At 63.8% G+C, this 25973-nt stretch carries 20 protein-coding genes and 1 tRNA gene; 10 read left to right on the top strand and 11 right to left on the bottom strand.

Features of this window, described 5'->3' with window-relative positions; all coding sequences use genetic code 11:
• The first annotated feature begins 10 nt into the window (after positions 1 to 10).
• On the top strand, positions 11 to 514 hold the full coding sequence (locus tag QFZ30_RS04970) for an Lrp/AsnC family transcriptional regulator (RefSeq protein WP_307074031.1): 504 nt from the start codon (positions 11 to 13) through the stop codon (positions 512 to 514).
• Here the strand turns inward: QFZ30_RS04970 and QFZ30_RS04965 are convergent.
• A complete protein-coding gene (locus tag QFZ30_RS04965; protein WP_307074029.1) occupies positions 511 to 1773 on the bottom strand; it encodes an MFS transporter in 1263 nt (420 codons plus the stop codon). The genes QFZ30_RS04970 and QFZ30_RS04965 overlap by 4 nt on opposite strands.
• 170 nt (positions 1774 to 1943) lie before the next feature.
• On the opposite strand from QFZ30_RS04965, the gene QFZ30_RS04960 reads away from it, so the two are divergent.
• Genes QFZ30_RS04960 through zapE form a run of 4 tightly spaced genes read left to right on the top strand, consistent with a single transcriptional unit; the run spans position 1944 to position 4437 of the window.
• Positions 1944 to 2441, top strand: coding sequence for an Lrp/AsnC family transcriptional regulator (locus QFZ30_RS04960; RefSeq protein WP_307074027.1), 498 nt, complete (start codon positions 1944 to 1946; stop codon positions 2439 to 2441).
• Between the two features lie 45 nt (positions 2442 to 2486).
• Positions 2487 to 2912 carry a DUF1761 domain-containing protein gene (locus tag QFZ30_RS04955; RefSeq protein WP_307074025.1) on the top strand — a complete coding sequence of 142 codons (426 nt, stop codon included), beginning with the start codon at positions 2487 to 2489 and terminating at the stop codon, positions 2910 to 2912.
• Positions 2913 to 2952: 40 nt separating this feature from the next.
• A complete protein-coding gene (gene corA, locus QFZ30_RS04950) occupies positions 2953 to 3948 on the top strand; it encodes a magnesium/cobalt transporter CorA (protein ID WP_307074023.1) in 996 nt (331 codons plus the stop codon).
• Positions 3949 to 3951: 3 nt separating this feature from the next.
• On the top strand, positions 3952 to 4437 hold the full coding sequence (gene zapE, locus QFZ30_RS04945) for an AFG1/ZapE family ATPase (protein ID WP_307074021.1): 486 nt from the start codon (positions 3952 to 3954) through the stop codon (positions 4435 to 4437).
• On the opposite strand, the gene QFZ30_RS04940 is transcribed toward zapE, so the two are convergent.
• Positions 4434 to 6026 (bottom strand): ABC-F family ATP-binding cassette domain-containing protein, encoded by a 1593-nt coding sequence (locus tag QFZ30_RS04940; RefSeq protein ID WP_307074020.1) that lies wholly within the window; start codon positions 6024 to 6026, stop codon positions 4434 to 4436. The genes zapE and QFZ30_RS04940 overlap by 4 nt on opposite strands.
• A 507-nt stretch (positions 6027 to 6533) precedes the next feature.
• Here QFZ30_RS04940 and QFZ30_RS04935 point away from each other — a divergent pair.
• Positions 6534 to 7511, top strand: a complete 978-nt coding sequence (locus QFZ30_RS04935; RefSeq protein ID WP_307074018.1) for an ABC transporter substrate-binding protein — start codon at positions 6534 to 6536, stop codon at positions 7509 to 7511.
• Between the two features lie 166 nt (positions 7512 to 7677).
• Complete coding sequence (locus QFZ30_RS04930) at positions 7678 to 12969, top strand: family 43 glycosylhydrolase (RefSeq protein WP_307074016.1); 5292 nt, start codon at positions 7678 to 7680, stop codon at positions 12967 to 12969.
• 142 nt (positions 12970 to 13111) lie between these two features.
• Here QFZ30_RS04930 and QFZ30_RS04925 read toward each other — a convergent pair.
• The 4 genes from QFZ30_RS04925 to galU all read right to left on the bottom strand — a co-directional run bounded on the left by QFZ30_RS04925 (position 13112) and on the right by galU (position 15925).
• A tRNA-Ala gene (locus QFZ30_RS04925) sits at positions 13112 to 13184 on the bottom strand.
• Positions 13185 to 13320: 136 nt separating this feature from the next.
• Positions 13321 to 14283: a hypothetical protein gene (locus QFZ30_RS04920; RefSeq protein WP_307074014.1), complete on the bottom strand. Its 963-nt coding sequence runs from the start codon at positions 14281 to 14283 to the stop codon at positions 13321 to 13323.
• Positions 14284 to 14393: 110 nt separating this feature from the next.
• Complete coding sequence (locus tag QFZ30_RS04915) at positions 14394 to 15014, bottom strand: GNAT family N-acetyltransferase (protein WP_307074012.1); 621 nt, start codon at positions 15012 to 15014, stop codon at positions 14394 to 14396.
• A 5-nt stretch (positions 15015 to 15019) separates the two neighbouring features.
• Positions 15020 to 15925, bottom strand: a complete 906-nt coding sequence (galU, locus tag QFZ30_RS04910) for a UTP--glucose-1-phosphate uridylyltransferase GalU (RefSeq protein ID WP_307074010.1) — start codon at positions 15923 to 15925, stop codon at positions 15020 to 15022.
• 123 nt (positions 15926 to 16048) lie between these two features.
• Between galU and QFZ30_RS04905 the strand changes: the two genes are divergently transcribed.
• The 3 genes from QFZ30_RS04905 to cpaB all read left to right on the top strand — a co-directional run bounded on the left by QFZ30_RS04905 (position 16049) and on the right by cpaB (position 17931).
• The gene (locus tag QFZ30_RS04905) at positions 16049 to 16669 is read left to right on the top strand and encodes a 5-formyltetrahydrofolate cyclo-ligase (protein WP_307074008.1); all 621 of its coding nucleotides are present in this window, start codon (positions 16049 to 16051) and stop codon (positions 16667 to 16669) included.
• 123 nt (positions 16670 to 16792) lie between these two features.
• A complete protein-coding gene (locus tag QFZ30_RS04900) occupies positions 16793 to 17053 on the top strand; it encodes an FmdB family zinc ribbon protein (RefSeq protein ID WP_307074006.1) in 261 nt (86 codons plus the stop codon).
• Between the two features lie 125 nt (positions 17054 to 17178).
• The gene (gene cpaB / locus QFZ30_RS04895; protein WP_373462811.1) at positions 17179 to 17931 is read left to right on the top strand and encodes a Flp pilus assembly protein CpaB; all 753 of its coding nucleotides are present in this window, start codon (positions 17179 to 17181) and stop codon (positions 17929 to 17931) included.
• 53 nt (positions 17932 to 17984) lie between these two features.
• On the opposite strand, the gene QFZ30_RS04890 is transcribed toward cpaB, so the two are convergent.
• The 5 genes from QFZ30_RS04890 to QFZ30_RS04870 all read right to left on the bottom strand — a co-directional run bounded on the left by QFZ30_RS04890 (position 17985) and on the right by QFZ30_RS04870 (position 25934).
• The gene (locus tag QFZ30_RS04890; protein ID WP_307074005.1) at positions 17985 to 22121 is read right to left on the bottom strand and encodes an AAA family ATPase; all 4137 of its coding nucleotides are present in this window, start codon (positions 22119 to 22121) and stop codon (positions 17985 to 17987) included.
• Between the two features lie 129 nt (positions 22122 to 22250).
• On the bottom strand, positions 22251 to 23840 hold the full coding sequence (gene guaA / locus QFZ30_RS04885; protein ID WP_307074002.1) for a glutamine-hydrolyzing GMP synthase: 1590 nt from the start codon (positions 23838 to 23840) through the stop codon (positions 22251 to 22253).
• Between the two features lie 105 nt (positions 23841 to 23945).
• Positions 23946 to 24488: a DUF3817 domain-containing protein gene (locus QFZ30_RS04880; protein WP_307074001.1), complete on the bottom strand. Its 543-nt coding sequence runs from the start codon at positions 24486 to 24488 to the stop codon at positions 23946 to 23948.
• Positions 24485 to 25363, bottom strand: coding sequence for an SURF1 family protein (locus tag QFZ30_RS04875; RefSeq protein ID WP_307073999.1), 879 nt, complete (start codon positions 25361 to 25363; stop codon positions 24485 to 24487). The genes QFZ30_RS04880 and QFZ30_RS04875 overlap by 4 nt, the downstream gene beginning before the upstream one ends.
• An 82-nt stretch (positions 25364 to 25445) precedes the next feature.
• A complete protein-coding gene (locus QFZ30_RS04870; protein WP_307073997.1) occupies positions 25446 to 25934 on the bottom strand; it encodes a PTS sugar transporter subunit IIA in 489 nt (162 codons plus the stop codon).
• Positions 25935 to 25973: the final 39 nt, after the last annotated feature.

Raw genomic sequence — 25973 nt, 5'->3', positions numbered from 1 at the left:
AGGAGATTCCATGAGCAGCAATGCGAAGAACATCCGGCCGGGGACACACCTTGAACCGCTGGATGCCATCGATGAGCGGCTTCTCGCCGCGCTGGTGGCCGACGCCCGGATCTCTAACAAGCAACTGGCTGAACTTGTGGGCATCGCCCCGTCAACGGCCCTGATGCGGACCCGCGCGCTGTCCGAGCGTGGAATTGTCCAGGGATTCGAAGCCAAGCTCAGCCTCTCGGCGATCGGTAGGTCCGTGCAGGCGCTGGTGGCCGTCCGGCTCAGGGCCCACGACCGGGACCAGATCGACCGCTTTACTGCCCGCGTTCCGCATCTTCCGGCGGTGCTCTCCACCTTCCACACCTCAGGCTCCGTTGACTACCTGCTGCACATCGCAGTGGCCAGCACCGAAGACCTGAGGGACTGGGTGTTGGACAACCTGGCAACGGACCCCGTGGTAGGACACACGGAGACAACACTCGTCTTCGACCATATCCAGGGAAACCACGGGCCACTCCCGGACTAGGAGCGCCGGGCCCGCCGCGGGCCGCCCGGCAGCACCGCACTACGCAGGGTTACGGCGGCGAGCACCAGGGCCGCGGCGCTGCAGAGCAGCACAAAGCCGGCGACCGACGCCTGCAGCCCGAAGGCCGCCGTCGCCCATCCCAAACCAGCCACCGGCACGGCACTGCCCAGGTAGGTGATGACGTACACGGTGCTGATGATCTGGGCGTGGCGCGAGGACTCCACCTTGTTGGCCACATCGTTGAAGACGCTGCGGAACGCAACCCCCTGACCCAGACCCGCCGAGATGCTGGCGGAAACCAGCAACAGCGGACTGCTCCAGGCTCCCGCTGCCGCCAAAAGCAGCACCGACACGCCCAGGACGGCAAGGCCCGCCGGAACCACATAGCGGCCCCGCACTGTCAGCAACTGGCTCAGGGCTGAGGCGCCAAGCGTCAGTCCGGCAAGGGCACCGGTCAGCGGGCGGGAATCGACATGCACGATCTGGGCAAAGTAGCCGGGCGCCAGGGAAAGGCAAAAACCAAAGACGGAAAAGCTGAGGAAACCGACGGCGGACGCCAGCCAGAAGGCGCCCCTCGCCTCCGTGGATACCGACGGCCGGCGCGGCGCCAGCACCTTCATCGGCTGCGCTCCGGCCGGAAGCTGGATGGCAGGGTGGGCCCGCAGCAGGTACAGCGGTACAAGCAGGCCCGCAAGGACTATTGAATGCACGTAGTACGGCGCTGTGGTGGGCCCTGGCAGCATGGACAGCGCTCCGCCGATGACGGGACCGGCCGCCACACCCCCGGCCGAGGCCAACAACGTGAAGCGGGAGGCCCAATCCGGGCGTGACGGGAGCAACTCACGCAGCGCGGCAGCACTCGCTCCGGTGGCCAGCGCCACCGCCACGCCTTGCAGGGCACGGCCTGCGGAAAGGGCCGCCAGGCTCTGCGCGTGCGCGAAAACCGCGCCTCCGGCCAACCCTGCGATGACTGCGAGTATGAGGGCGGCCCGGCGGCCGATGTGGTCCGACCAGTGGCCAGCCAGCATCAGCGTGGAGACGAGTGCCAGGACGTAACTGGCGAAGGCGGCCGTAACGCCCAGTGGTGAGAGTCCCAGGTTTGCCTGCAGCAGCGGATACAGGGGCGTTGCCAGGTTCGCACCCACGAGCAGGGTGAAGATGACAGATCCCGCCATCACCAGGCGCGCGGTATTGGAGGCATCCCAGCCCGATGGCGCAGCGGTGGCCGGACGCATACGGAGCTCATTGAAGACGGTCATGTTTGCGCCTCTTAACTTATACCGGGGCGGGATGTCCTTATGGGACGCGGCCCCGGGGTGGAAATTGGTACCTCCAGAATGCGGCACTTCTGCCTGATTCAGCGGCGCTTCATGGAAGAATTGAGCAAAATCATCAATCCTGGATGGTCCTGATAACTGAAAGTGACAGTTTGAATAACCTCGACCCCACCGACCTGAAGATCCTGCTGGAACTTATCCGCAATCCCCGTGTCCAGATTGGTGAGCTCAGCGAATCACTGGGTATCGCGCGGAACACGGCGCAGTCGCGCGTGCGGCGCATGCTTCGGGCCGGAATACTTCACGACGGCGGCAGGGAGATCGACCTTGGGGCGGTGGGCTACGACGTCGTCGCCTTTGTGACGATCGAAGTGACGCACCGTGAACTGGACGGCGTGGTGGGTGCGCTTCGGCTCCTCCCCCAGGTTCTGGAGGTCCATGAGATCTCGGGCCGGGGTGACGTCTGGTGCCGGGTGGTGGCCACTGACACGCACAACCTGCAGGCTGCCCTGCGCCAGGTCCTGAGGATCAAGGGTGTCATCCGCACGGAAACCGTTCTGGCCCTGCACACCCATATCCCGTATCGGACCGAACCCCTGATCAGCCGCCTCGCGCAGGGTGCGGGCAATCAGCCAACACGGCCGCACTAACCACACCGGCACCTCCAGCCCCGGGTGAACGGCTAGGATTCGAGCATGGACTGGCTCTCATATATTTCGCAGATCAACTGGCTCGCCGTGCTGCTGGCCTTCATCGCCAGCATGGCCATCGGCTTTGTCTGGTATATGCCCGCGGTGCTGGGCAACCGGTGGATGGCCGCCATAGGCAAAACGGAGGAAGACCTCAAGAACATCGGCGGCGGCCCAGGGATCTGGGTGCCCATGATGGTGGCAGCGGCCCTGACCGCCATCCTGCTGGCCGTCCTGATCAGCAAGCTCGGCCTGGACAACGCCGTGGCCGGAGGCTGGTTCGCCCTCGTCCTGGCCCTCGTGTTCCGCGCCGGCGGCCACGTGATCCACAACGGCTTCGCAGGACGCCCGGCCGCCGTCACGCTCATCGACTCCGGCCACGACCTGGTTGCCATGACGGTGGCGGGCGCGATCATCGGGGCCATGTCCTGATCATGCGGCCCATGTCCGCCCGGATGGAGAATGCCCGCCTGTGACCATCATTGACAATGCGGTCTACGTCGACGGCGTCCGCAGCGCTGAGCCCGAGAGCCTGGAGCAGACCTTCGAGACCCTGACCCAACACGGGGGAATGGCCTGGATCGGGCTGTACCGGCCCACGAAAGCCGAAATGGCCGCCGTTGCCAGCGAATTCGGCCTCCACGCGCTGGCGGTGGAGGACGCCATTTCCGCGCACCAACGGCCCAAGCTGGAGCGCTACGACGACAACCTTTTCACTGTGCTCAGACCGGCCCGGTACCTCGATGCCACTGAAACAGTGGAGTTCGGGGAGCTCCACGTATTCACCGGAAGAAACTTTGTTGTCACGATCCGCCATGCCGAAATGGCCGGAGTCGCCAGGGTCCGGCGCCGGCTGGAGTCCCGCCCGGACCTCCTCCGGCACGGCCCTGAAGCCGTGCTCTACGCCCTCCTGGACCGGGTGGTGGATGATTATGCGCCCGTGGTGGCAGGGCTTGAAAACGACATCGACGAGATTGAAGACCAGCTGTTCAGCGGGGACAGCACGGTCTCGCGCCGCATCTACGAACTCTCCCGCGAAGTCATCCAGTTCCAGCGCGCCATCCACCCGTTGCCTGGCATGATGCAGCAGCTCAAGCGGGGGTTCGAGAAATACGGCGTGGAAACCGAACTGCAGCACAGCCTGCGGGACGTGGAGGACCACGTGGAGCGGGTCATCTCCCGGGCGGACTCCTTCCGGGACCTGCTCCAGAATGCCCTTACCCTTGACGGAACCCTGACCGCCAACCGGCAGAACGAGGCCAGTGCCGAACAGAACGAGCAGGTCAAGAAGATCTCCTCGTGGGCGGCGATTTTCTTTGCGCCATCCATTGTTGCGGGGGTCTATGGAATGAACTTTGACCACATGCCCGAACTTCACTGGATCCTGGGCTACCCGATGGCCATCGGCCTCATGGCCGGCACGGCAGCGCTGATGTACGGCATCTTCAAGAAGAAGGGCTGGCTCTAGGACGTGGCCAGCGGAGATGGCGAGGCGAAACCTGCCTTTGCCCGGGGCCGGATCATCATCCCCGGCACGGAGCACCAACTGGGCACCTACGGCCTGTTCCCGCCGTCGTTCGCCCAGCAGTGCACGCTCAAGCCCGGCACGCAGCGGTTCTCCGCCAAGAACGCGGAACCGGAACTGCTGTGGATCAGTTTCACCGAACTATGCGCCGGCCAGGCGTCAAAGGCCGACTACGAGGCCCTGGCAGGCCAACACAGTACGTGGGTCATAGACGGTGTTCCCGCCCCTGAGACGGTGGGATCAGAGCAGAAGTCCCCGGCCTGGCACCGGTTTGGAACCTTGGTAGACGTTCTCTACGAGCGGGACGTCACGCTGTTCCTGATCGCGGCCGGATTGCCGGCGGACTTGCCGCGCGTAGCCAGCCGTCTGTCCCTGCTGACACGGGTGGAGTCCACCGAGGAAGCCCCGGTTGAAGGAATTTCCGGGAGCTAGGCAACCCGTACGCTGCCGGCAGGCCCGGAGGCTTCGCCGCTGAAAACCAGCCGCCGGTTGGCTATCTTGTCCGTGAAGAAGCGGTCGTGGCTGACCACCACCACTGCCCCCGGAAAATGCAGCAGGGCGCGCTCCATGACCTGGGTGCTGGACAGGTCCAGGTGGTTGGTGGGTTCATCCAGCAGCAAAACCGAGGCGCCCGACAGCAGGCACTGCGCCATGGCCACCCGGGCACGCTGGCCGCCTGACAGGCTGCCGATCCTCTGTTTGAGGTCCGCCTCGGAGAACTGGAACATCGCCAGGAACCTGTTCACGGATTTCCTGGTTGCAGTCAGCGCCAGGCTGTCGGGCATCGCATTGACAGCGTGGGTGACGGTGTCGTCGTCGTTAAGTTCCTCGAGGACCTGGTTGTAGGAGACCATTCCCGCGCCCTTGGACCAGGTCACCGAGCCGGAATCGGCAGGCTCCTCACCGGTGAGCACCCGGAGCAGCGTCGTCTTTCCACTGCCGTTGGATCCGATCACCGCAATCCGGTTGCCACGGCCGATTTCGAAGGCCAGGCCGCTGAACAGCGTCCTCCCGCCGTAAGCCTTGCTGAGCGACTCAACCCGGCACAGCACATCCTTGACGTAAAGGCCGCTGTAGATTTCGGTGATGATCTTGTCCACCGGCCGGGGCGCGCGGGACTTCTTGATCTTCGCCAACTGGTTCGCCAGGCCCTTGCTGGCTGCTTTGGCGGCCTCGCGGCGGTCGGAGATTCCCTCGGATTCAAACGCGAGGAGCTCGGACTCATGCACGAACTGGCTCTCCAGGCTCTTGAGCCTGAACTGCTTTGCCACGACGTACTCGGCAAAGTTGCCCGGATATTCATGGAGGTGGAAGTTTTCCACTTCGATGATCCGGTTTACCACTGCGTCCAAAAACTTCCGGTCGTGCGAGACGATGATGGCGGCGCCTTTGAACGTCCGGAACCAGCCTTCGAGCCATTCGACGCCAGCCACGTCCAGGTAGTTCGTGGGTTCGTCGAGCAGCAGGACGTCGGGGGCTTCGAGCAGGATTTTGGCCAAGGCCGCACGGTTTCGCCAGCCGCCGGACAATTCGTCGATGGAGCAGACGCGGTGGGTTTCGCTGAAGCCAAGCGTGGTGAGCACTTTGTCGATATTGCGCTTGTAGTCCCAGCCGTCCAGCCGGTCCATGTCCTCAAACAACTCGGACTGCCGGTGGATCAGCCGGTCCAGCTGCCCACCATCCATGGAGTCCGCGGCTATGGCGGCATCGATTGACGCCAGTTCAATCTCAATGTCCTTGATGTGCACGAACAGCTCGTCCAGGACCTCGGCAATGCTCGATTCGCCGTTCAGCTCCGAGAACTGGGAGAAATATGCGGTTCTGATGCCCAGGTCCTGGGCGATGGTCCCGGTGTCAGGCGCCACCTGGCCCAGAATCAGCTTCAGGATGGTCGACTTCCCGGAACCGTTCTTGCCGATGAGTCCCACCCGGTCGCCCGCTTCGAGCCGGAAGAAGGCTTCACGCAGCACCTGCGTTTTATCGAAGCCGACGCTGACGTCGTTCAGCCGGATCAAGCTCATTGATTCTGTCCAATCCAGGGATGGTTGAGGCCGGAAAATACCGCCCGCATCAGACAGCCATTTTTGTGGAGCTAAGGGGATTCGAACCCCTGACCTCGTCTCATGGAACCATGGTTTCCGTCCGTTGTCATATGTTGCAGATTCCCTCAGATTCCAGGGATTCGGCCACGATCGGGAGCACCAGTAAGTGTTGACATGCCGCTCGTTTGCACCTGCGATTCGGCATCCTGAATACCTCGACTGATCAGTGGTGGGCGGCGGCCCGTAGTCATTGGCGGACCCTGGGCGCTGCCGGTCGCACGCTTCTGCGTTCTGTCCCGAATCGAGTTCCAACCCTTTCCCGCATCGTCCGTCGCCCCTCGCCGCTGACACTAAAACGTGACCTGATTTCCTTGACCCAACGGTTTGTTAGCGTTCACACTTATCGCTGGGAGCAATCGCTCTCTATGCAGCAACGGTGATTTGTGGGGTCTCCTGTCTGCAATTCACGCTTCCGGGAGGACCGTTGTGTTCAAGAAATCTCTCATTGCGGTCATGGCCGCATCAGCTCTCGCCCTGACCGCCTGCGGCGGCGGTACCCAGGCCGCCCCCAGCGGCGGCGCAGACAAGAAAATCGTGATGGGCTTTGCCCAGGTCGGCGCCGAAAGCGGCTGGCGGACCGCCAACACCAAGTCCGTCCAGGAATCCGCCAAGGAAGCCGGGATCGACCTGAAGTTCTCCGACGCCCAGCAGAAGCAGGAAAACCAGATCAAGGCGATCCGGTCCTACATCCAGCAGAAGGTGGACGTCATCGCCTTCTCCCCGGTCGTTGAATCCGGCTGGGACACGGTCCTGAAGGAAGCCAAGGACGCCAAGATCCCCGTCATCCTGACCGACCGCGCCGTGGACTCGGCCGACAAGTCCCTCTACAAGACCTTCCTCGGCTCCGACTTCGTCCTCGAAGGCAAGAAGGCAGGCGAATGGCTCGTGGCCGAGTCCAAGTCAGCCACCGACACCGTGAACATCGTCGAAATCCAGGGCACCACCGGCTCCGCCCCGGCCAACGACCGCAAGCAGGGCTTCGAAGAGGCCATCAAGGCCGATCCGAAGCTGAAGATCATCGCCTCCCAGAGCGGCGACTTCACCCGCAGCGGCGGCAAGCAGGTCATGGAAGCCTTCCTGAAGAACAACGCCGACATCGACGTCGTCTTCGCCCACAACGATGATGAAGGCCTCGGCGCCATCGAAGCCATCGAAGCCGCCGGCAAGGTACCGGGCAAGGACATCAAGATCATCACCATCGACGCCGTCAAGGACGGCATGACCGCCCTGAGCGCAGGCAAGATCAACTACATCGTCGAGTGCAGCCCGCTGCTGGGCACCCAGCTCATGGACCTGGCCAAGAAAGTCCTCGCCGGCGAAACAGTGCCCGAACGCGTCGTCACCGAAGAAACAACCTTCACCCAGGAACAGGCCACCAAAGCCCTGCCCACCCGTCAGTACTGAGCCAACACTCACCTGACCGCCCGTGCGGTGGCAGTGCCAGTGCCTGACACTGCCACCGCACGGAATCGACCACGCCGCAGCAATGCCGCGCCAAGCATCGGCACCATCATGGATGCCGCTCAAAAGGATTGCCCGATCATCCAGGGCACAGAAAGAAGGCGCAACGATGCGATCCTTACGTTTGCTTACCAGGGCGGCAGCCGCCGGGGCCGTAGCCTCCGCGCTGGCCCTGACCCCGCTGGTCCCGGCGCTTGCCGAGACCGCCCCGGACCCAAGGCTTGTCCTCCGCTATGCCCTTGACCAGACCGGCGGCACGGTCGCCGTGGACTCTTCCGGAAACGGACGCGACGGCGCGGTAGTCAATGGCGGCACCTGGGCAGGAAACGAGGGCCTGAAGCTGGACGGTGTCAACGACCACGTCCGCCTTCCGGACAACATCATGCAGGGCCTGTCCGCCATCACCATCAGCACAGACGTTCTCATGGCCCCGACGCAAGCCACGCCGTACTTCATCTACGGACTCGGCAACACAACATCCAACGCAGGCAACGGGTATCTTTTCACCACAGGTGACAGTTACCGCACGTCCATCGCCTCAGGCAACTGGTCGACGGAACAGACCATCTCCCAAAACCAGCCGCTGGCGCGCGGCGTCTGGAAGACCATCACCTACACGCTCGCCAACGGCACCGCCACGCTGTTCCTCGACGGCGTACAGGTCGGACAGAAAACCGGTGTCACCATTACGCCAGGCAGCATCGGCAACGGGCTGACCACGGCGAACTACATCGGCCGCTCGGTCTACACGGGAGACAAGTACCTTTCCGGTTCCGTTCGCGACTTCCGGATCTACAACACGGCCCTGACCCCCGGCGAGGTTGCAGCGTCCATCGTACCGAGCGACCAGCTCCGGGCTGACCGGGATGCTGCTGTCCTCAATCTGGGCGACCTTTCAGCGGTGACAGGCAGCCTGTCGCTTCCAGCCACGGGCGTCAACGGTTCCACTCTTACCTGGGCATCAAGCGACCCAGCCGTCATTTCACCCACCGGAGTAGTGACACGCCCCAACGCAACGAAGGGCCCGGCAACTGTCACCCTGACCGCAACCCTCACGCGCGGTGAAGCGTCCGGTACCAAGACGTTCACCGCAACCGTGCTCCCCGCCGAATCCGACGAGGAGAAGCTTGCTGCCGCCACGGCCGCCCTGACGCTCCCCGCCGTCGACGACGTCCGTGGAAACATCACCCTGCCGCCCACCAGCGGGCAGGCAGCGGTGACGTGGCAGTCTTCAAGCCCCATCATCGACACCTCAGGCATTGTTAACCGCCCGACGGCGGACACCGACGTCGTCCTGACAGCTACCTTGAAAGTGGGGGCCGCCAGCGGAACGAAGCAGTTTACGGCGCAGGTGAAAGCCAAGCCGGCGGTTGCTCCCTTTGCTGGTTACGCCTTCGCCTACTTCACGGGTAACAGCGTGGCAGGGGAGAACATCTTCATGGCTGCCAGCCGCGGAAACGATGCCCTCCACTGGGACGAGACCAACGGCGGCAAGCCGATCCTGACGTCGTCCATGGGTACCAAGGGCCTGCGGGATCCGTTTGTCATCCGCTCTCCCGAAGGCGACAAGTTCTACATGATCGCCACCGACCTTTCCATCGGCAGCGGAACCTCCTGGGACTCCTCCCAGCGGCAGGGCAGCCAATACCTGGAAGTGTGGGAATCCTACGACCTCAAGACGTGGTCAGAGCAGCGCCACGTGAAGGTATCCCCGAGCACGGCAGGCAACACCTGGGCCCCCGAGGCCTACTACGACGAGAGCATCGGCGCGTACGTTGTTTTCTGGGCGTCGAAAATCTACGCCGAATCGGATCCCGGCCACACCGCCGGGGTTGTAAACAAAATGATGTACTCAACCACCAGGGACTTCCGGACGTTCTCCGAAGCCAAGGTCTGGAACGACCCCGGCACTTCGGTGATCGATTCCACCGTCATCAAGGACAAAGACACGTATTACCGCTTCACCAAGGACGAAGGCGGTGTTTCGGGCTGTATTGACATCATGGAGGAAAAATCCAAGAACCTGCTGGCCGTCGACCTTCCGTCCACAAGCCCCCGCAACTGGTCCCTCCTCAGCTCCTGCATTGGCAAGAAGGCGGGAACCGCTGCTGTTGAGGGCCCTACCGTCTTCAAATCCAACACGGAGGAAAAGTTCTACCTCTTCGTTGATGAGTTTGGAGGACGCGGCTATATCCCGCTTGAGAGCACCAGCCTGGAAACTCCGAACTGGAAGCTGTCCACTAACTACAAGCTGCCGGCCAGCCCCCGCCATGGCACCGTCCTCCCGGTGACGCAAGCCGAACTGGAGGGGCTGCGCCAGACGCCGAAACCCGTTCCGGCCAACGAAAAGGGTGAGATCCTCCGCTACACCTTCGATCAGACGTCGGGAACGGAAGTGGCCGATTCTTCCGGCAACGGCCTCAGCGGCAAAATTGTCGGCGGCAGCAGCTGGCAGCCGGATGGCGCCCTCAAGCTCGACGGAGCCGGCGGTTACGTGGACGTCCCGGATAACATCCTCTCCGGGGTCCAGGACGTGACGGTGGAAGCGGATGTCAAGGTCAGCGCCTCCCAAAGCGGGGCCTACTTCATCTATGGATTCGGCAACACCGACGCCGGCGGTGTCGGCAACGGCTACCTGTTCGCCACGGGCAACTCGGTCTACAAGACCGGCATTGCGTCCGGCAACTGGTCAACAGAGCAACTTGCCAACAGCACGTCGGCCCTTCCCCGTGATTCGTGGAAGCACCTGGTGTATACGCTGAAAGGCACGGTAGCCACCGTGTACCTGGACGGCATCAAGGTCGGCGAGAACCTGAACACCACGCTCAACCCGGCGGACATCGGCCTGGGCAGCACCACGGCCAACTACCTCGGCAAGTCCGTCTACAGCGCGGACAAGACCCTGAACGGCTCCATCCGCGAATTCGCGATCTACAACCGGGCCTTGTCAGCCGAGGAAGTCCGGAACATTTCGGCCGACAAAACGGGAATCGCGGATGTTTCCCTTACCGAGGCCAGCGAGCTGAAAGTGGCACCCATCATGGACACCGCAAGCAAGAAGATCACTTTTGCCGTCAAACCGGGGACAGATTTGAGCAAGCTCGCTCCCACGTTCAGCCTCTTCCCCGGTGCTGTCTCGAGCCCGGCTTCCGGTACGAACGTGGACCTAACCAAGCCGGTCACGTACACCGTTACCGCGCCGGATGGTGCAACGGCGGAATGGACCTTTTCGGCGCTCGAGATGAAGAGCCCGGTACTGCCCGGCTACACCGCTGATCCCAACATTGTCGTATACGGAGACACCTATTACATCTACCCCACGACCGACGGAATTGCCTCGTGGGGCAGCACGAAATTCTCCGCCTACTCCTCAAAGAACCTTGTGGACTGGACGGATGAAGGCGTCGTGCTGGACCTCGCGAACGTCAGCTGGACACATTCCAATGCGTGGGCGCCTACAGCAACATCGAAAGACGGCAAGTACTACCTTTACTTCACCGCGGGTCAAAGCATCGGCGTCGCTGTCGCTGACTCACCCACGGGGCCGTTTGTGGACTCCGGCGCTCCACTGGTGGACAAGGCTGCCTACGGCGGCGCGCAACAGATTGATCCGGCCGTCTTTACTGATGACGACGGCGTCTCCTATCTGTTCTGGGGCAACGGTACGGCGCGTTATGTGCCACTGAACGCGGACATGGTCTCCTACAGCGCTGCGAACGTGAAAACGATAGGGGGCCTTACCCAGTTCAGGGAAGGCCCTTTTGTCCACAAGCGCAACAGCACCTACTACATGACCTATTCGATCGACGACACCAGGAGCGAGAACTATCGCGTCGGCTACGCCACGGCCAGCAGCATCGCCGGACCGTGGACGTACAAGGGAGTTATTCTCCAGAAGAAACCCGAACTGGGCATCCTTGGAACCGGCCACAATTCTGTCCTGCAGGTTCCGGGTACGGACGACTGGTACATCGTTTACCACCGCTTTGCCATTCCGGGCGGAGACGGGATGCACCGGGAAACCACCATCGACCGCCTCACCTACGCCGAGGATGGATCCATCAATCCGGTAGTCCCCACCCTTGAAAGTGTCGGCCCACAGTTCGCCGATACCTCCGCACCGACGGTGATGATCGCCACCGCGCCTGCAGCGCCTGACGGTGCCGGCGACTGGTACCTGGACCCTGTCACAGTCAGCGTTGAAGCCAGCGATAACTCCGGCGCGGCTCCCACGGTGGAGGTAGCGGTCGACGGCGGCTCCTGGGTTCCGTATTCCGCCTCCTTCGAAGTCGCGTCCGACGGCCCCCACACCGTCAGGGCAAGGGCGACCGATGCGGCCGGGAACACCTCCGCGGAAGCCTCAATCGCGGTGAAGATCGATCGGACCGCGCCCCAAACAGCTGCCACCCTCGACGAGGACCGGACGCTTACCCTCACCGCTGTTGATCCATATTCAGGGCTCGCTTCCCTTGAGTACCGTAGTGGCACGGCTGAATGGGCGCCGTACTCAGCGCCCATTCCCGGGGGCCGCACGGCAGCAACGGTGGAGTTCAGGGCCGTCGACAAAGCCGGCAATTCCACCCAGGGAGCGGTGGACGTCCCGGCACCGGCCAGCCAGTCGATCTCGTTCGACGACATCACCCCCAAAACGCTCGGCGACTCTGACTTCACCGTCAGCGCATCATCAACGTCGGGCCTTCCTGTAAGTTTCAAAGCCGCCGGCTCGTGCGCCCTGCTTGGCTCCTCCGTTCACCTCACCGGGGCCGGGACGTGCACTGTCACAGCCCAACAGGAAGGCAACCAGCGGTTCCTGGCGGCGCCCGACGTCGTCCGTTCATTCCAGGTCAAGGCGCCCTTACTGGACACCTTTGACCGCGCCAACGGTCGTGTTGGCAGTTCGTGGAGCGGCGAGACCGGACCCCAGTCCTACGTCATCAAGGACAAGACCCTCAGTCCGCTCCTTGGCGGCTCGCTGCTCTACTCCAGCACGTTCGGGTCCGACCAGACGGCTTCCTTGACCTTGAAGGCCATCGCGCCGAAATCGGTCCAGGGCGTGCTCCTGAAGGCGCAGTCCGGAAAGCCGTTCCTCTCGGGGGCGGTCTCGGTGGTCTATGACACGCCCACGAAGTCGGTTCGGGTGACCACCCTGGGTGTCGACAATAACGCCTGGTACTCCTACGGCGGTGTCGCTGCTTCATTCAATGCCGGGGACGTCATGACCGCGAGTTATGTGGATGGCACCGTTACCGTCTACCGCAATGCCGACGTCGTGGCTGTTGTCCCGCTGCGCGCAGCAGACATGCAGTACTTTGCCGGTAAGACCGGCAAGACCGGTATCTCCTCAACGCTGGCAACCGGCAGCACGCTGGATGACTTCCGGGCCGCGAGCATCACCCGGTAAGTAGCACGCCCGCTAACGGGAGGCGGCCATTCATCTGTTCCAGGTGGATGGCCGCCTTACGCAAAAACACCCCGGTCCGAAGGCCGGGGTGTAACCGAGGACTCGACTCATCCGTGAAGGATGTCTCGACTCACCACATTTGTGGAGCTAAGGGGATTCGAACCCCTGACCTCTTCGATGCGAACGAAGCGCTCTACCAACTGAGCTATAGCCCCGGAACAGCCCGCGAACCCTGGGGAACGGCGGCGCCGGTGACCCTAGGCTACAAATTTTCCGGACGCATTACCAACTGGCGCCCAGCCGGTCCCTGTCTCAGGTCCCGCCTTCCGGATGGTTCGCCGGCCGGAAGGGTCAGGCTCGGCGCCGCTGCAGGACATCGTCCAGGTTGCTGAGGGCGCTCTGGGCCTTGGTGAGCGGCTTGGCGGAAGGCGTGGCTGCCGGCGCGGCGGGAACACCCTGCTTGAGTGACGGTTTGCCCACGGCTTTCGGGGCTTCGGGCAGATCGAGGGGTTCCGGCGCGGGCCGTTCAGCCTTGGCGGCCTCAACGTAGACGGGCTTGGGTACATCCACGGGCTCCCAGGTTCCGCCAACCGGTGAGGCAGCTGCAGCCACCCTGACGCTGGTGTCTCCGGCCTCCAAAGCCACCGCAAGCGCCGCTTCCCGGAGTTCCATGGCAGTCAGGGGCTTGGCCTTGGGCCGGTGGGCCTCAGCATCGAACAGCGGGCTCTCTGGCTGGGCCAGCGTGGACTTTGGCGTGGCGGTTGTAGCCCGGGCAGCGGCGGAACCGTCCTGGCGCCGGGACGGCGCGCTCATAGCGGCGGCGAAGGCCGCCTCGACCTTGGCCCCGCGGTCCCGGACAGCCAACCGTCGGAGCAGCACGAAGGAGGACAGGGCAACTACGAAGGAACCTACCGGAAGCACGGCTGAGCCCAGCCCGAACGGCAGCAGCACCCCGGAAACGAAAGCGGTCAGCAATGCCGCCAGACCTGCCAGTGCGATGCCCGTCCTGCCATATCGGATACGGAAAGTGCCCGACGTCGCCATGCGGGCGTTGCCCGACGTCGCGGCGCCGGCAGCGTCCGTTGCGGATGCGGGGCTCTTCCTGATGTCCATGGCTTTCTCCTGCTGGGCGGTGATATTCATTACCGTCCCGGCCCTCGGGTTCGATGATTCAGCGGCTGGTGCATCAGCCGAAAACTCGGCTGCGGCCTGGAACTGGTGCGTGCGGTTCCGTAGGACGTACGGGGCGACCCACACTAGCCAGAGCACAACAGCAACCACCAGGATGACTGAGCTGCTAAGGGGGAAGTCCACAATCAAAACCGTAAGAGCATTACGTCAGCGGCCGCCGCATTACCTCCGGTGTGTCGCCGGCTAGGTGGCAAATCAATGGATTTGCGACGTCGCGGGGACTATCAACAGGATCATGATGGCCGGGACGCCAGCCAGCGCGGAAGCAGTCCTTCCGGAACCTCCTCCGAGGTCAGGGCAAACGTACGGTGGTCTGCCCACTCCCCGTTGATGTGGAGGAAGCGTGGCCGGTATCCCTCGTCGCGGAAGCCCAGCTTTTCAACAACACGCAGGCTGGGGCTGTTCTCGGGACGGATGTTGATCTCCATCCGGTGCAGGCCCAGGGTCCGGAAGCAGTGGTCCGTGGCCATGGCAACGGCAGTAGGTGCGATGCCGTGACCGGCCCTTGCCTGGTCCACCCAGTAGCCCAGCGTTGCCGTCAGCGCCGAGCCCCACACAATCGAGGAAACCGTCAGCTGTCCCACAATGACCGGTGAACGGAAGCCGGGGGTGTGTTCGGTGATGAGGAATGGCAGGGCGGTGGCCTGGGCAGCCTGGATGTTCAGGGACCGCACCATGTGCCGGTAATCCGGCAGGCCTCCGCCGGGTGCAGGGTTGGAGGCTTCCCAGGGAGCCAGCCATTGGCTGTTGCGCGCACGGACCTGGGTCCACTCCTTTTTGTCCCGGTAGCGGATGGGTCGCAGGACCAAGTCGCCGCACTCCAGCGTTACGGGCCAAATTGGACCAGCGCGCACGGGCTTTACTTGGAAAGACCTGCGGTGAAGCCTGGCAGCCACTCCCGCAGACCGGGGCCCAGGTCGTCGCTGTCGATGGCCAGCTGGACGCACGCCTTGAGGTAGCTGAGCTTGTCACCAGTGTCATAACGCCGTCCCCGGAAGACAACGCCGTAGACTCCGTAGCCTTCGCCGTCTCCGGCTGCCAGTTCCTGAAGCGCGTCGGTCAGCTGGATCTCGCCACCGCGGCCCGGACCGGTCCGCTCCAGGACCTCAAAGACCGTCGGGTGCAGTACGTAACGTCCGATGACGGCGAGATTGGACGGTGCCTCGTCCACGTCCGGCTTTTCCACAAGCTTGTTGATCCTGACGAAGCCCTCGCCATCGATGCCCTGGACGTCGGCACAGCCGTAGGCGCTGATCTGGGACGGCTCCACTTCGATGAGGGCCACAACAGACCCTCCGGTCTTCGCCTGGACTTCGATCATGGTGCTGAGCAGCTCGTCCCGGGCGTCAATCAGGTCATCACCGAGGAGGACGGCAAACGGTTCGAAGCCCACGTGCTGCTTTGCCCGGAGTACGGCATGGCCGAGGCCTCTGGGGTCGCCCTGCCGGACGTAATGGATGTCTCCCAGGTTGCTGGCTGCCTGGATGGACGCGAGTTTCGCTGTGTCTCCCTTGGCCTCCAGCGTTGCTTCCAGGGCCGGGACCCGGTCAAAGTGGTCTTCCAGCGCCCGCTTGTTGCGGCCGGTAATCATCAGCACATCGTTGAGGCCCACGTTGACGGCTTCTTCAACCACATACTGGATGGCGGGCTTGTCCACCACCGGAAGCATCTCCTTGGGCATGGCCTTCGTGGCAGGCAGGAACCTGGTGCCGAGTCCCGCAGCAGGAATAACGGCCTTACGTACTGTCTGGTCAGTGGTAGTCACTGGACTAATCTAACGGAGGGGACCAATCATTCAGTAATTATTGAAGCGGCGGCCCAAGTTCAGCACGTATGCCGGAACGGTACTTAGCAGAACATATGGTCTGGGGCGGAGAGAGGAGTGGGAATGTCCGGGGACAGCAACAAAGCAGGCAAGGACCGGATCCGTGCGCTGCACCGTGAACGCCGCGCCACGATGGATGGCGGCCAGCGGGAAGCGGCTGGAACCTCCCTTGCCGTCCATGGCCTGGCGTGGGCCGAAAAGATAGCGGGCGGGACGCCGTCGAGGTTTTGTGCTTACCTGGGCGTTGGCTTCGAGCCGCCAACCGAGCCCCTGATCAGAGCCCTGCACCGCCGGGGCCATGAAGTCCTGCTCCCCGTCTGCGAACCGGAGCGCCGCCTAAGCTGGGTCTATTGGACTCCAGATGCGGAATTCGTGCGGAGCCGGTACGCCCCCATCCTGGAGCCGGCCGGCACCCGTCACGGCTTGGAAATCATGGCCGGGGTGGCGGCCCTCTTCATTCCAGCCACGGCCGTGGACAGGAGCGGAAACCGGATCGGTCAGGGCGGTGGATATTACGACGTCTTGCTGGGCTCCCTCGCCGACAGCGTGCCGGACGTACCGCTGGCAGCCGTCGTCTACGACCAGGAACTGCTTCCTGCCGGCAGCCTTCCCGCCGAGGTCTTTGACCGGAAAGTACCGGCGGCGCTGATGCCGGCAGGATTCGTCAGCCTGGGAGACGCCTGAGGAGAGCAAGCCCCACAGGACGGGATGATAGAATTGGCACTCAGGCCCTGCGACTGCTAATGGACGGTTGGTTCCGACCATCGCAGCACGGGACCTCTCGTTTGCCCAAGAGGAGGAGCACCAGTGCCAACGTATGCGTACGCCTGCAAGGATTGCAGCCATGCCTTCGACATCGTCCAGTCGTTTACGGACAGTACTCTGACGTCCTGCCCCGAGTGCCAGGGAACCTTGCGCAAGAAGTTCAACAGCGTGGGCGTGGTCTTCAAGGGCTCAGGTTTCTACCGGACCGACTCCCGCGATGCCAAGGGAAGCGCCGTCTCCCCTGCACCCGCCGCGCCCGCCGCGCCAGCCCCGGCACCGGCTCCGGCGGCCGCAGCGAGCTGACGCCGCGCGCTTCCGCCCACGCTGACGCGTCAAGCCCTAAAACAGTTCGACGCCGGCGGCCAGGTTGTCCACATAGGCGCCACTGCCACTGTTGTCCCTCAGTCTGCCAAACGTAGCGTGGGCCCATGCCCGCCACACTCTTTCGCCCCAGCCGGAGAAAAGCCCCGCCGCGGCGCGCACCCCGGCGCACCCTCGCCGCGCCCGCCATGAAGCGCCGGCCAGGCCATCGGATGACGCTGTGGCTTAGCCGGAACCGTCGTCTGTCGGTGGCGCTCCTGCTCTGTATCGCTGCCAGCATCACGGTCCATCAGCTCACGCCGCCGCCTGCCGATACAGTCACCGCGTTGGCTGCAGCGCGGGATCTTCCGGCAGGCGCGGCCATGGTGGTGTCGGATCTGGAGGAAGTCCAGATCCCTCCCGGCATGATGACGTCCGGGTCCTTGCAGAAAAGCAGCGACGTTACAGGCAAGCAGTTGGCAGCGCCGCTACGGAAAGGCCAGCTGGTGACTGACGCCCAGCTGCTGGGGCCAGGACTTCTGGCCGGCACTCCCCCTGGATCAGCGGCCGTGCCCCTCAGAATGGCGGATCCGTCGTCGATCCAGCTGGTATCGCCCGGGCAGCTTGTCAACGTGGTCTTGACCAGGGCGAATGGCTACGACCAGCAAGCCCCCTCCGAGGTGCTGGCCTCGGCCGTCCCGGTGCTGTGGACCTCAGGACAGGGCGGCAAGACAGGCCAATGGCTCGGTACGGGCGAGACCGACGGACTGATCGTGGTGGCAGCGGATCCGGAGCAGGCAGCGCGCCTGGCAGGCGCTTCTACCCAGGGGAAGCTGTTCTTTGTCCTGGTGGGCCCGCAGTCCGGCCAGGCAGTTGGCTAAGGCAGTTGGCTAAGGCAGTTGGCTAAGGCAGCGGTGGATTTGGCCGAAGCCCTTCAGTCCCAGTGCGGTGGCTTCTGTTCCTTCAGCCACGCGTCATGGTCAGCGTCCGGCACATCGCCCCAGCGTCGCGGGTCATCTTCAGATGCCTTGTTGGGAAGATCGCCTGACGTCCCGGTTTGCGCAGCATCCGGTCCTGCCGCCGGCTCTGCGCCGCTTACCGGGCCATTGTTCGAGTTACCTGGAATCACGGCAACCGTCTCCTCGCTGTCCAGGCTTCCGGCCTGGTCCTCGTTGTTATTATCCTCTGCCGGACCCTGCATCGCGGCATAGCCGGATTCCGGCCCCTGGTCCTCGTCCTCGAGGTTTGCCAGCGTCAGTGGGTCCACATCATCGTCAAAGAAGCCCGCCGAGGCCGTGGCACGTCCGGGCAGCACCACCCTTTCAAGGCCAAGGTAGCCGGCAATCCGGTCCGCGCAGGCCGACGGATCGGTAAAGACCTCAATGGTCCACAACGGCATGTAACGCCAGCCCAGTCGTTCCAGGAGCTGCGGCCGGAGACGGCTCCGCTCACGGACACTCATGGTGCGGTACTGCTCTGTGCCGTCCGATTCGATGGCCACCGGCCACGGGACCTCCGCGTCATCGTTGCCCATGGTACTCAGGGGATCAGCCGCGGCCACAACGTCGATGACGCCGTCGTACTGGTGCCAGACGCGGGCGCCGCGGGCCCGCAGACGGTCGCCAAGATCGGCCACCAGCGGGTCCGCTCCGAGTGCCTGTTCGCTGGCCGCGGCCCGGGACGCCGGAGTGCCGAGGTCAGTGTTTCCGGAAATTTCCCGGTCCAGCAGCTGATAGAAATCAATGGCGCCGTGTGCCAGCCGGGTGTGGTCCAGGTCTTCCGGCCGGAAGCAGGTCAGGACGTGCAATGACCGCCGGGCGCGCGTCATCGCCAGGGCGAACTTCTCCCTTCCGCCTTCTGCGGAGAGCGGGCCGAAGTTGTGCAGGGCGCGCCCATGGGGGGTGCGGCCGAAGCCAGGCGAAAAAATCACATGGTCCCGGACCAGGCCCTGGGCCCGCTCAAGGTCCACAACGCGAAACGACTCAGGCCCCGCACCGAAGAATCCGGCCAGGCCGGGATGGTTGGGCAGCTGCAGCCGGATGGATTCGCCGATCCGGGCCGCATGTCGCAGGCTGGCGGTCACCACGGCCAGCGATGTACGGGGGCGAAGGCGCGCATGCTCAAAGACCAGTTGCACCACCCGGTTGACCTCTGCCACCACGGATTCGACGCCTTCATGATCCGCGCTGGGCAGCCCCGTGCCGTCCGGCAGGTACTCGACCAGCAAGGCCCGGTCCAGCCCCGTGGCCGACTGGCCCTCAGGCAGGCGGCGGAGGCCGCCGTCGTAAAAGTTCTTACTGAGCTGCAGGACCAGGTCCTCGTCCACGGCCCGGTACACGAAGTTCAGCCGCCAGACGGGCAGGACGGCAGACAGCGCGGAAAAGGCGCTCTCTACGCGCTGGTGTGGCGGTTCACCGGCCGCAAGCCGCTCGACACCCACGGTGAACGTCCGGGGGCTGGCGATCCTGGAATCGCCAAAGGCTATGACCTGTTTCGCCCGGGCAATGGATGGCAGGACCGCCTGGAGCGACGTCGCTTCGGCATCCAGGATGACTACTGCATCAAAGCTTCGTTCAGCCGGAATGAGTCCGGTCATGAGGTAGGGGCTCACAGACCACACCGGCACGAGCATGGGGACCAGTTCGGGGGCCTGGGCGGTCAGCGCGGCAAGGGTAACCCTGCCGTCCTTCAGCAGGCTGCGGAGGAGGGCGGCCTGGCGCGGGTGCTGGCCGATGGCTGCGCGCCATCTCTCGGCAAGGTCCCACCGCAGGCGCGCGGCTCCGCTGGCGATGTGGGCGTTGTCGGCCAGCCGGTATTCAGCCTCCAGCTGCCGAAGGGCGTCGCCGTCGGACATGGCGAGATAATCGTCACCGCTGATCATGGCTTCAAGGGCAGACTGCCACCACGCGAGTTCAAGCTCGGCGGCCACCGACTCAACCGGCACCTCCCGCTCTGCAAGATCGGTAAGGAGTTCTCCGAGCCCGTGTTCGCGCATGTTTTCCACGAGCAGCGTCCGCTCCGGCAGCGTTTTAAGGGCGTGGGTGTCCGCGACCAGCCGCTCGAGCCGTTCCATCAGTTCGCCGTAGGGAGTGGTGCTCAGCGAGCCGCCCGCTTCGGTGTGCTGCAGGGCGTCCCCCAACTGCGCGAGCTCGCGGTCCAGCGAGCGGTACATAACGTTCATCTCAGCGAGGCCGGAGGGGACCGCGGGATGGCGCTGCGACGTTGCGTAGCCGGCCCACTGCGCGCGTTGCTCCTGCACGAGCACCAGCGAACTGTGGAGATCCGTTATATGGACTCCGGGACGCACGTATTCCTTGGCCACACGGCGGAGGCGGGACCGCTGCATGGAGGCCATGTCGATGTTCCGCTCCCGGCGCCAAGCAGAGGAAGCAGTGGCGGAGATGAGATCATGCACGGGACGGTCGAAGATGTCCGGGGTGAACTTGTCCAGGCTTTCCCGGACCGCCATCAGCAGCTCCAGCTGGGCACCCCACTCGGCGAAGGATGAGCCAAGGCGGATTTCGGCGTGCTCGGCAACAGCATTCATCCGGTTCCGCAGTACCGGCAGGTTCTTTCCTACGGAGCGCGCCAGCTCCTGTGCCTCTTCCGTCTCCTTGCGCGTCAGCAGCCTGGCGCCGTGCCAGGGACTGGTGGTGGACGCCCGGCTGAAGCTGCCAAGCTCCGCGGCGCGGCGGAGCCTGCCGGCAAGCTCGTCCCGGTCCCGGATGCTGTCCAGCACGCTCCGTTTAAGCCTGACAGTGGTGGCAGGTGCAGGCTGGATGGACGTCAGCTCGGCCAGCGACTGCATGGCCTGATAGGGCGAGCACCCCCAGCGCTTGCGCACGTTGTGCAATGAGGCAACATGGTCCATCAGCGCGTGGCGATGTTCCGTGAGGGTCTTGTGGAGGTTGCCCAGCTGCGGTTCGAGTGATTTTTCGTTCCGGACAATGGCCCGGACCAGCTGCGATTTCAGTTGCTGCGGGGTGGCCGTGCCGGACAGCTGGAACAGAATGGATTCAAGGCCCAAGGTTTCAAGCTGGCCTGATATTTCGTTGAGGCTGGCCCGGCGGTCGCCGACGACCAGGACCGTTTTGCCCTCGTCCACCAACGCACCGATGGTGTTAATGGCTGTTTGCGTCTGACCCGTCCCTGGCGGGCTGCTGACCACCAGGGACTCACCGGTGCGCGCGGCATCAATCACATACTGCTGGTCCAGGTCCGCATCGAGCAGGAGCAGCTCATCGTCGGGGTGGCGCTTGTCCACGCTGGGAAAGCGGGAGGCGTCGGGCTCCTCGATGTCGACCACTTCGCCGTGGGCGGCCTTGGCCAAGGATGTCACCAGAGGGTTGCCTGCGTTGATCCAAGGGTCATCCAGGTTGCCGGAAAGATCCGCAAAGGTGGACACCAGCAGGTTGTGCTGCGCCTCTGCGCCGTGAATGGGCCTGATCAGGGTGCCCAGCCGGTCCAGGACAGGCTGGGGGTCGAACCTGGCGGTGCTGTAGGCCATGCGGGTGATGGCGTTGACGTCAAAGACGATGCCGTGGATGTTCTTCAGGTGGCGAACCAGCGCCGGGTTGATGTGCGCCTGTTCGGTGAGCTGCAATTCGTAGTCATCCTCGCCGGGACGGACTGTCAGCGAAATTGCGGTGAGCATTACCGGGGCTGAAATCCGCTGGGGTTTGCCTCCGACGGCGGATGTCCACACCACCGTTCCTGCCGACAGGTACCCGGCGTCGATGCCACGGTCATTTCCGAGCTCGAAGATTTTGGAACGGATGTTCCTTGATGCCCGGGCCGCAACGACGTACTGCTGGTTGTCCCGGATCAAGGTAGAGAGCCGCGTCCGGCGGCCTGCCATCAGCTGCGCCAGGCCGGATGGGTGTGCATGGGTCAGGTCGATGGAGCCTTCGGGGGTCTTGGTGAAACGCAGCATGGTGTCTGCCCCGGTAACAGATTTGAGCCCGGACAGCCATTTCCTGAGCTCCTCCGAACCCTCCGGGTGGCCTTGACCAACTGACACTACTGCCTTCTTTTCTGCGTTTTCACGTGACGCCCTGGACCATACCGGCATACTTTCGAGCGTAGCCGGAAAGAAGCCATAGTGAGAGACCGCAACACTGGATCACGCTAAATTGCGGAGGATTCACCGGATAAGAGAGTAGTGGCCGGTCTCCATTCCGGAGACCGGCCACTCATGACGCTATTCCCACTCGATGGTTCCGGGCGGCTTGCTGGTGACGTCCAGTACTACGCGGTTGACACCGTCCACCTCGTTGGTGATCCGGTTGGAAATCCGGGCCAGGAGATCGTACGGAAGCCGCGACCAGTCCGCGGTCATGGCGTCTTCGGAGGAGACAGGACGGAGTACGATCGGGTGCCCATACGTGCGTCCGTCGCCCATAACGCCAACGCTGCGGACGTCGGCCAGCAGGACAACCGGCATCTGCCATACATCGTTGTCCAGCCCAGAGGCGGTCAGCTCGGCGCGGGCAATGGCGTCGGCCTTGCGCAGCAGGTCAAGGCGCTCCTTGGTGACCTCGCCCACGATGCGGATTCCCAGGCCAGGCCCGGGGAAGGGCTGGCGGCCGACGATCTCCTGCGGCAAGCCCAGCTGGGCGCCGACCGCGCGGACTTCGTCCTTGAACAGTGCACGCAGCGGTTCGACGAGCTCGAACTGCAGGTCCTCCGGGAGGCCGCCCACATTGTGGTGGCTCTTGATGTTTGCCGCACCCTCGCCGCCGCCGGATTCGACGACGTCCGGGTACAGCGTGCCCTGTACCAGGAACTTGATCTTCTCACCGTGCGCGGCCGCATCGTCGATGATGGCAAGTTCGGCTTCTTCGAAGGCCCGGATGAATTCCCGGCCGATGATCTTGCGTTTCGTTTCTGGATCGCTCACTCCAGCCAGCGCAGACTGGAACCGCTCCTGCTCGTTGGCGACGTACAGCTTGACGCCGGTGGCGGCAACGAAGTCACGCTCCACCTGTTCGGCTTCGCCTTCGCGCAGCAAGCCGTGGTCCACGAACACACACGTCAGCTGGTCGCCCACAGCCCGCTGGACCAGGGCCGCAGCAACGGCGGAGTCAACGCCGCCCGAGAGTCCACAAATGACCTTCGCATCGCCGATCTGCTTGCGGATGCGCTCCACCTGTTCCTCGAGGATGTTCCCCGTGGTCCAGTTGGGTTCCAGCTTGGCTCCCTTGAAGAGGAAGTTTTCCAGCACCTGCTGGCCGTAGGCGGAGTGCTTGACCTCCGGGTGCCACTGCACTCCGTACAGGCACTTCTCCTCGTTGGCGAACGCTGCCACTTCAGCGCCGGCGGTGGTGGCCAGCACTTCAAAGCCTTCCGGCGCCTCGTGCACGGAGTCCCCATGGCTCATCCAGGTGTTCTGGTGCTGCGGCATCCCTTCCAGCACCGAACGACCCTCGCCGAGGATGGTGGTCTGGGTGGAGCCGTACTCACGCAGGCCGGTCTTGTCGACTTTGCCGCCCAGGGCATTTGCCATGGCCTGGAAGCCGTAGCAGATGCCGAAGACCGGGATCCCGGCTTCAAAGAGGTCGGCCCCGACGGACGGTGCACCGTCGGCGTAGACGCTGGACGGGCCGCCTGAGAGGATGATGGCGGCCGGGTTCTTGGCCAGGAGTTGCTCGGTGGTGAAGGTATGCGGAACCACTTCCGAATACACATTCGCTTCCCGGACGCGGCGTGCAATCAGCTGCGCGTACTGGGCACCGTAGTCAACAACCAGCACCGGCTTCTGGGAAGTCTGGGATGCAGTGGGAGTAGTCACCGTACTACCCTACTTTGCGCGGTTGCCCCGCCGCACATTCAGGGCCGCCGGTGTGACGGAGTGAACGTCCGACGGCGGGTCGGCCGCTCCCGGACCGCCGTCGCCCTAGTACCGCTGGGGCGCCTGCGGGTTTGCCGCCAGTTCCGCCTCCACCTCGGCATGGAACTTCTTCTCCACAATGAAGGACAGGAACGGAATGACGCCGCCCAGCGCGAGCAGGATGAGCTTGGCAAACGGCCAACGCATCAGGGACCACAGGCGGAAGTTGGACATCAGATAAACCACATACATCCAGCCGTGGACTATGAGCACGGCAACGGATACATTCACTCCGCCCACCACACCCTGCGGCTCGGCGTCGGCGAACCCCAGTCCGAAGGCCTGGCCCGTGATGGCGTTGCTGCCGCCGGCAAAGAGGTACTGGCCGAACGCGTACCGCGCGATGAGTTCGGCGCAGAGCAGCAGCAGCATGGTACCGGTGAGGTACGCCAGCACCTTGTAGAACTTCAACGCGGCGCGGATTTGCGCCTCAGTGCCGCCGAAGCGACGTTTCCTGCCTGTTTTCCCCGGGACAGCGCCCTTCGGGCCCGCGCCCTGGGCGTTTCCGTCGGACGGCTGTGCCTGCATTGCCGGTTTCGGTTCAATCATGGCTGTACCTTTTGTTCGGTGGGTTCAGAAGAAGAAGTTTGGGCTTTCGGGTGACTCTCCGCAGGACCGGCGTCAGGCTGGTGGGCTGACCCGTCCTCCAGGCGGTCTTCAAGATCGCGGAGGTAGTCGTCCTTCACCAGGCGCCACCAGATGAAGATGGCGAAGCCGGCAAAGACAACCCACTCCAGTGAGTAGAAGAGATTGAGCCAATTGACCTGCTGGGCCGGCGGCTGCGGCCCGATACGGAGGGGCTTGAGCTCCCCGGGTACGGCCGCCGGGCTGACGTCTGAGCCATTGGAGATTTCGGCTGTGGCAGCGATGAAACCGGGGTAGCTGCTGACGCCCCAGTAGTTGATGAGTTCAGCCACGGAAACCGCTGTTGCCCGTCCCTGTTCCGGGGCGGTCTCCGGCACCGGGGATTCCGACGGCAGCAGCCGCCCAGTGAGTTCCAGGGTGCCCGACGGCGGCGCGGCCGCGTCTGCCGGATCGGCCACCCAGCCGCGTGCCACCGGGATCCAAGTCTGCGGGGAAGCGGCAACTCCGCTGAGTGCCGGCGCGCCGGTGACGGCGAAGGCCGAGACCACCCAGTAACCGGACTCGCCGTTGTACAGCCGGCCGGGGACCAGAACCTGTTTTGCCGGATCGTAGGAGCCTTCTGCGGTGACCATCTGGTCCGCAACCGAGCCGTGGAAGAAATCTCCGGGCTGCAGGGTGTCGGTGAGCGCCCTTGCATCCTCCGTGGCCGGGTTGACGGGGATTTCGGGTTGTGTGGACCGCCCGAACTGCCACTGGCTCAGCAGGACAAACACCCCGGACACGGCGATCGCGAAGACCAGGCCTGCGATCCATCGGGGTTTAAGGGCTGTTTTCCACACGTCTTAACCGTACTTCGTTCCTCTGTAGAACAACTAAACGGGCGGTTGGCCCTGGCGGACCAAAGTTACGGCACGCCCCGCCTCAGTGGTCGAAGAACACCAGGCTGGAGTTGATGAGTTCGGCGATCACTTCGGCATCATAGGCCCGACGCAGTGACTCCCGGAAGGACTCCTTGGAGAGGGAGCGCGCCAGCGTGGCCAGGACTTCCAGGTGGTCGGAAAATGAGCTGGCCGGGGTGGCGATCAGGAGTATCACAGTGGCGGGGCCGTCGGTTGCGCCAAAATCCAGAGCATGGCCGTATTTGGTGATGCCGACTGCGATGGACGTCCTTGAGACAAATTCGCTGCGGGCGTGCGGGAGCCCGACGCCCCCGGGGAGGCCCGTGGCGAGCTGGTGCTCGCGGGCGGTGACGTGCTCGAGGAATCCTGGCAGGTCCGTGACCCGTCCGGCTGCGAACAGGCGTTGGGCGAGCTGTGATGCTGCGTCCGCCTTGTCCGATGCCTCCAGCTCGAGGATCACCATTTCAGGTGTGGTGAGTTCGGCATCGTACCGGTCAAGTGGTTCCGCCAAGGCGTGTCCCTTCAGTGAGGCGAGAAGTGCTGGCGCCGA

The organism is Arthrobacter pascens (assembly GCF_030815585.1).
Taxonomy (GTDB): Bacteria; Actinomycetota; Actinomycetes; order Actinomycetales; family Micrococcaceae; genus Arthrobacter; species Arthrobacter pascens_A.
Note: the sequence above shows the minus strand (reverse complement) of the source record. Positions and strands in the feature narration are given on the sequence as shown.

Coding starts and splice junctions, on each gene's coding strand:
- QFZ30_RS04955 (WP_307074025.1), top strand. CDS start 2,487: ATGGACTGGCTCTCATATATTTCGCAGATCAACTGGCTCGCCGTGCTG.
- QFZ30_RS04940 (WP_307074020.1), bottom strand. CDS start 6,026: ATGAGCTTGATCCGGCTGAACGACGTCAGCGTCGGCTTCGATAAAACG.
- QFZ30_RS04970 (WP_307074031.1), top strand. CDS start 11: ATGAGCAGCAATGCGAAGAACATCCGGCCGGGGACACACCTTGAACCG.
- QFZ30_RS04930 (WP_307074016.1), top strand. CDS start 7,678: ATGCGATCCTTACGTTTGCTTACCAGGGCGGCAGCCGCCGGGGCCGTA.
- cpaB (WP_373462811.1), top strand. CDS start 17,179: ATGCCCGCCACACTCTTTCGCCCCAGCCGGAGAAAAGCCCCGCCGCGG.
- QFZ30_RS04965 (WP_307074029.1), bottom strand. CDS start 1,773: ATGACCGTCTTCAATGAGCTCCGTATGCGTCCGGCCACCGCTGCGCCA.
- QFZ30_RS04905 (WP_307074008.1), top strand. CDS start 16,049: ATGTCCGGGGACAGCAACAAAGCAGGCAAGGACCGGATCCGTGCGCTG.
- QFZ30_RS04880 (WP_307074001.1), bottom strand. CDS start 24,488: ATGATTGAACCGAAACCGGCAATGCAGGCACAGCCGTCCGACGGAAAC.
- QFZ30_RS04890 (WP_307074005.1), bottom strand. CDS start 22,121: ATGCCGGTATGGTCCAGGGCGTCACGTGAAAACGCAGAAAAGAAGGCA.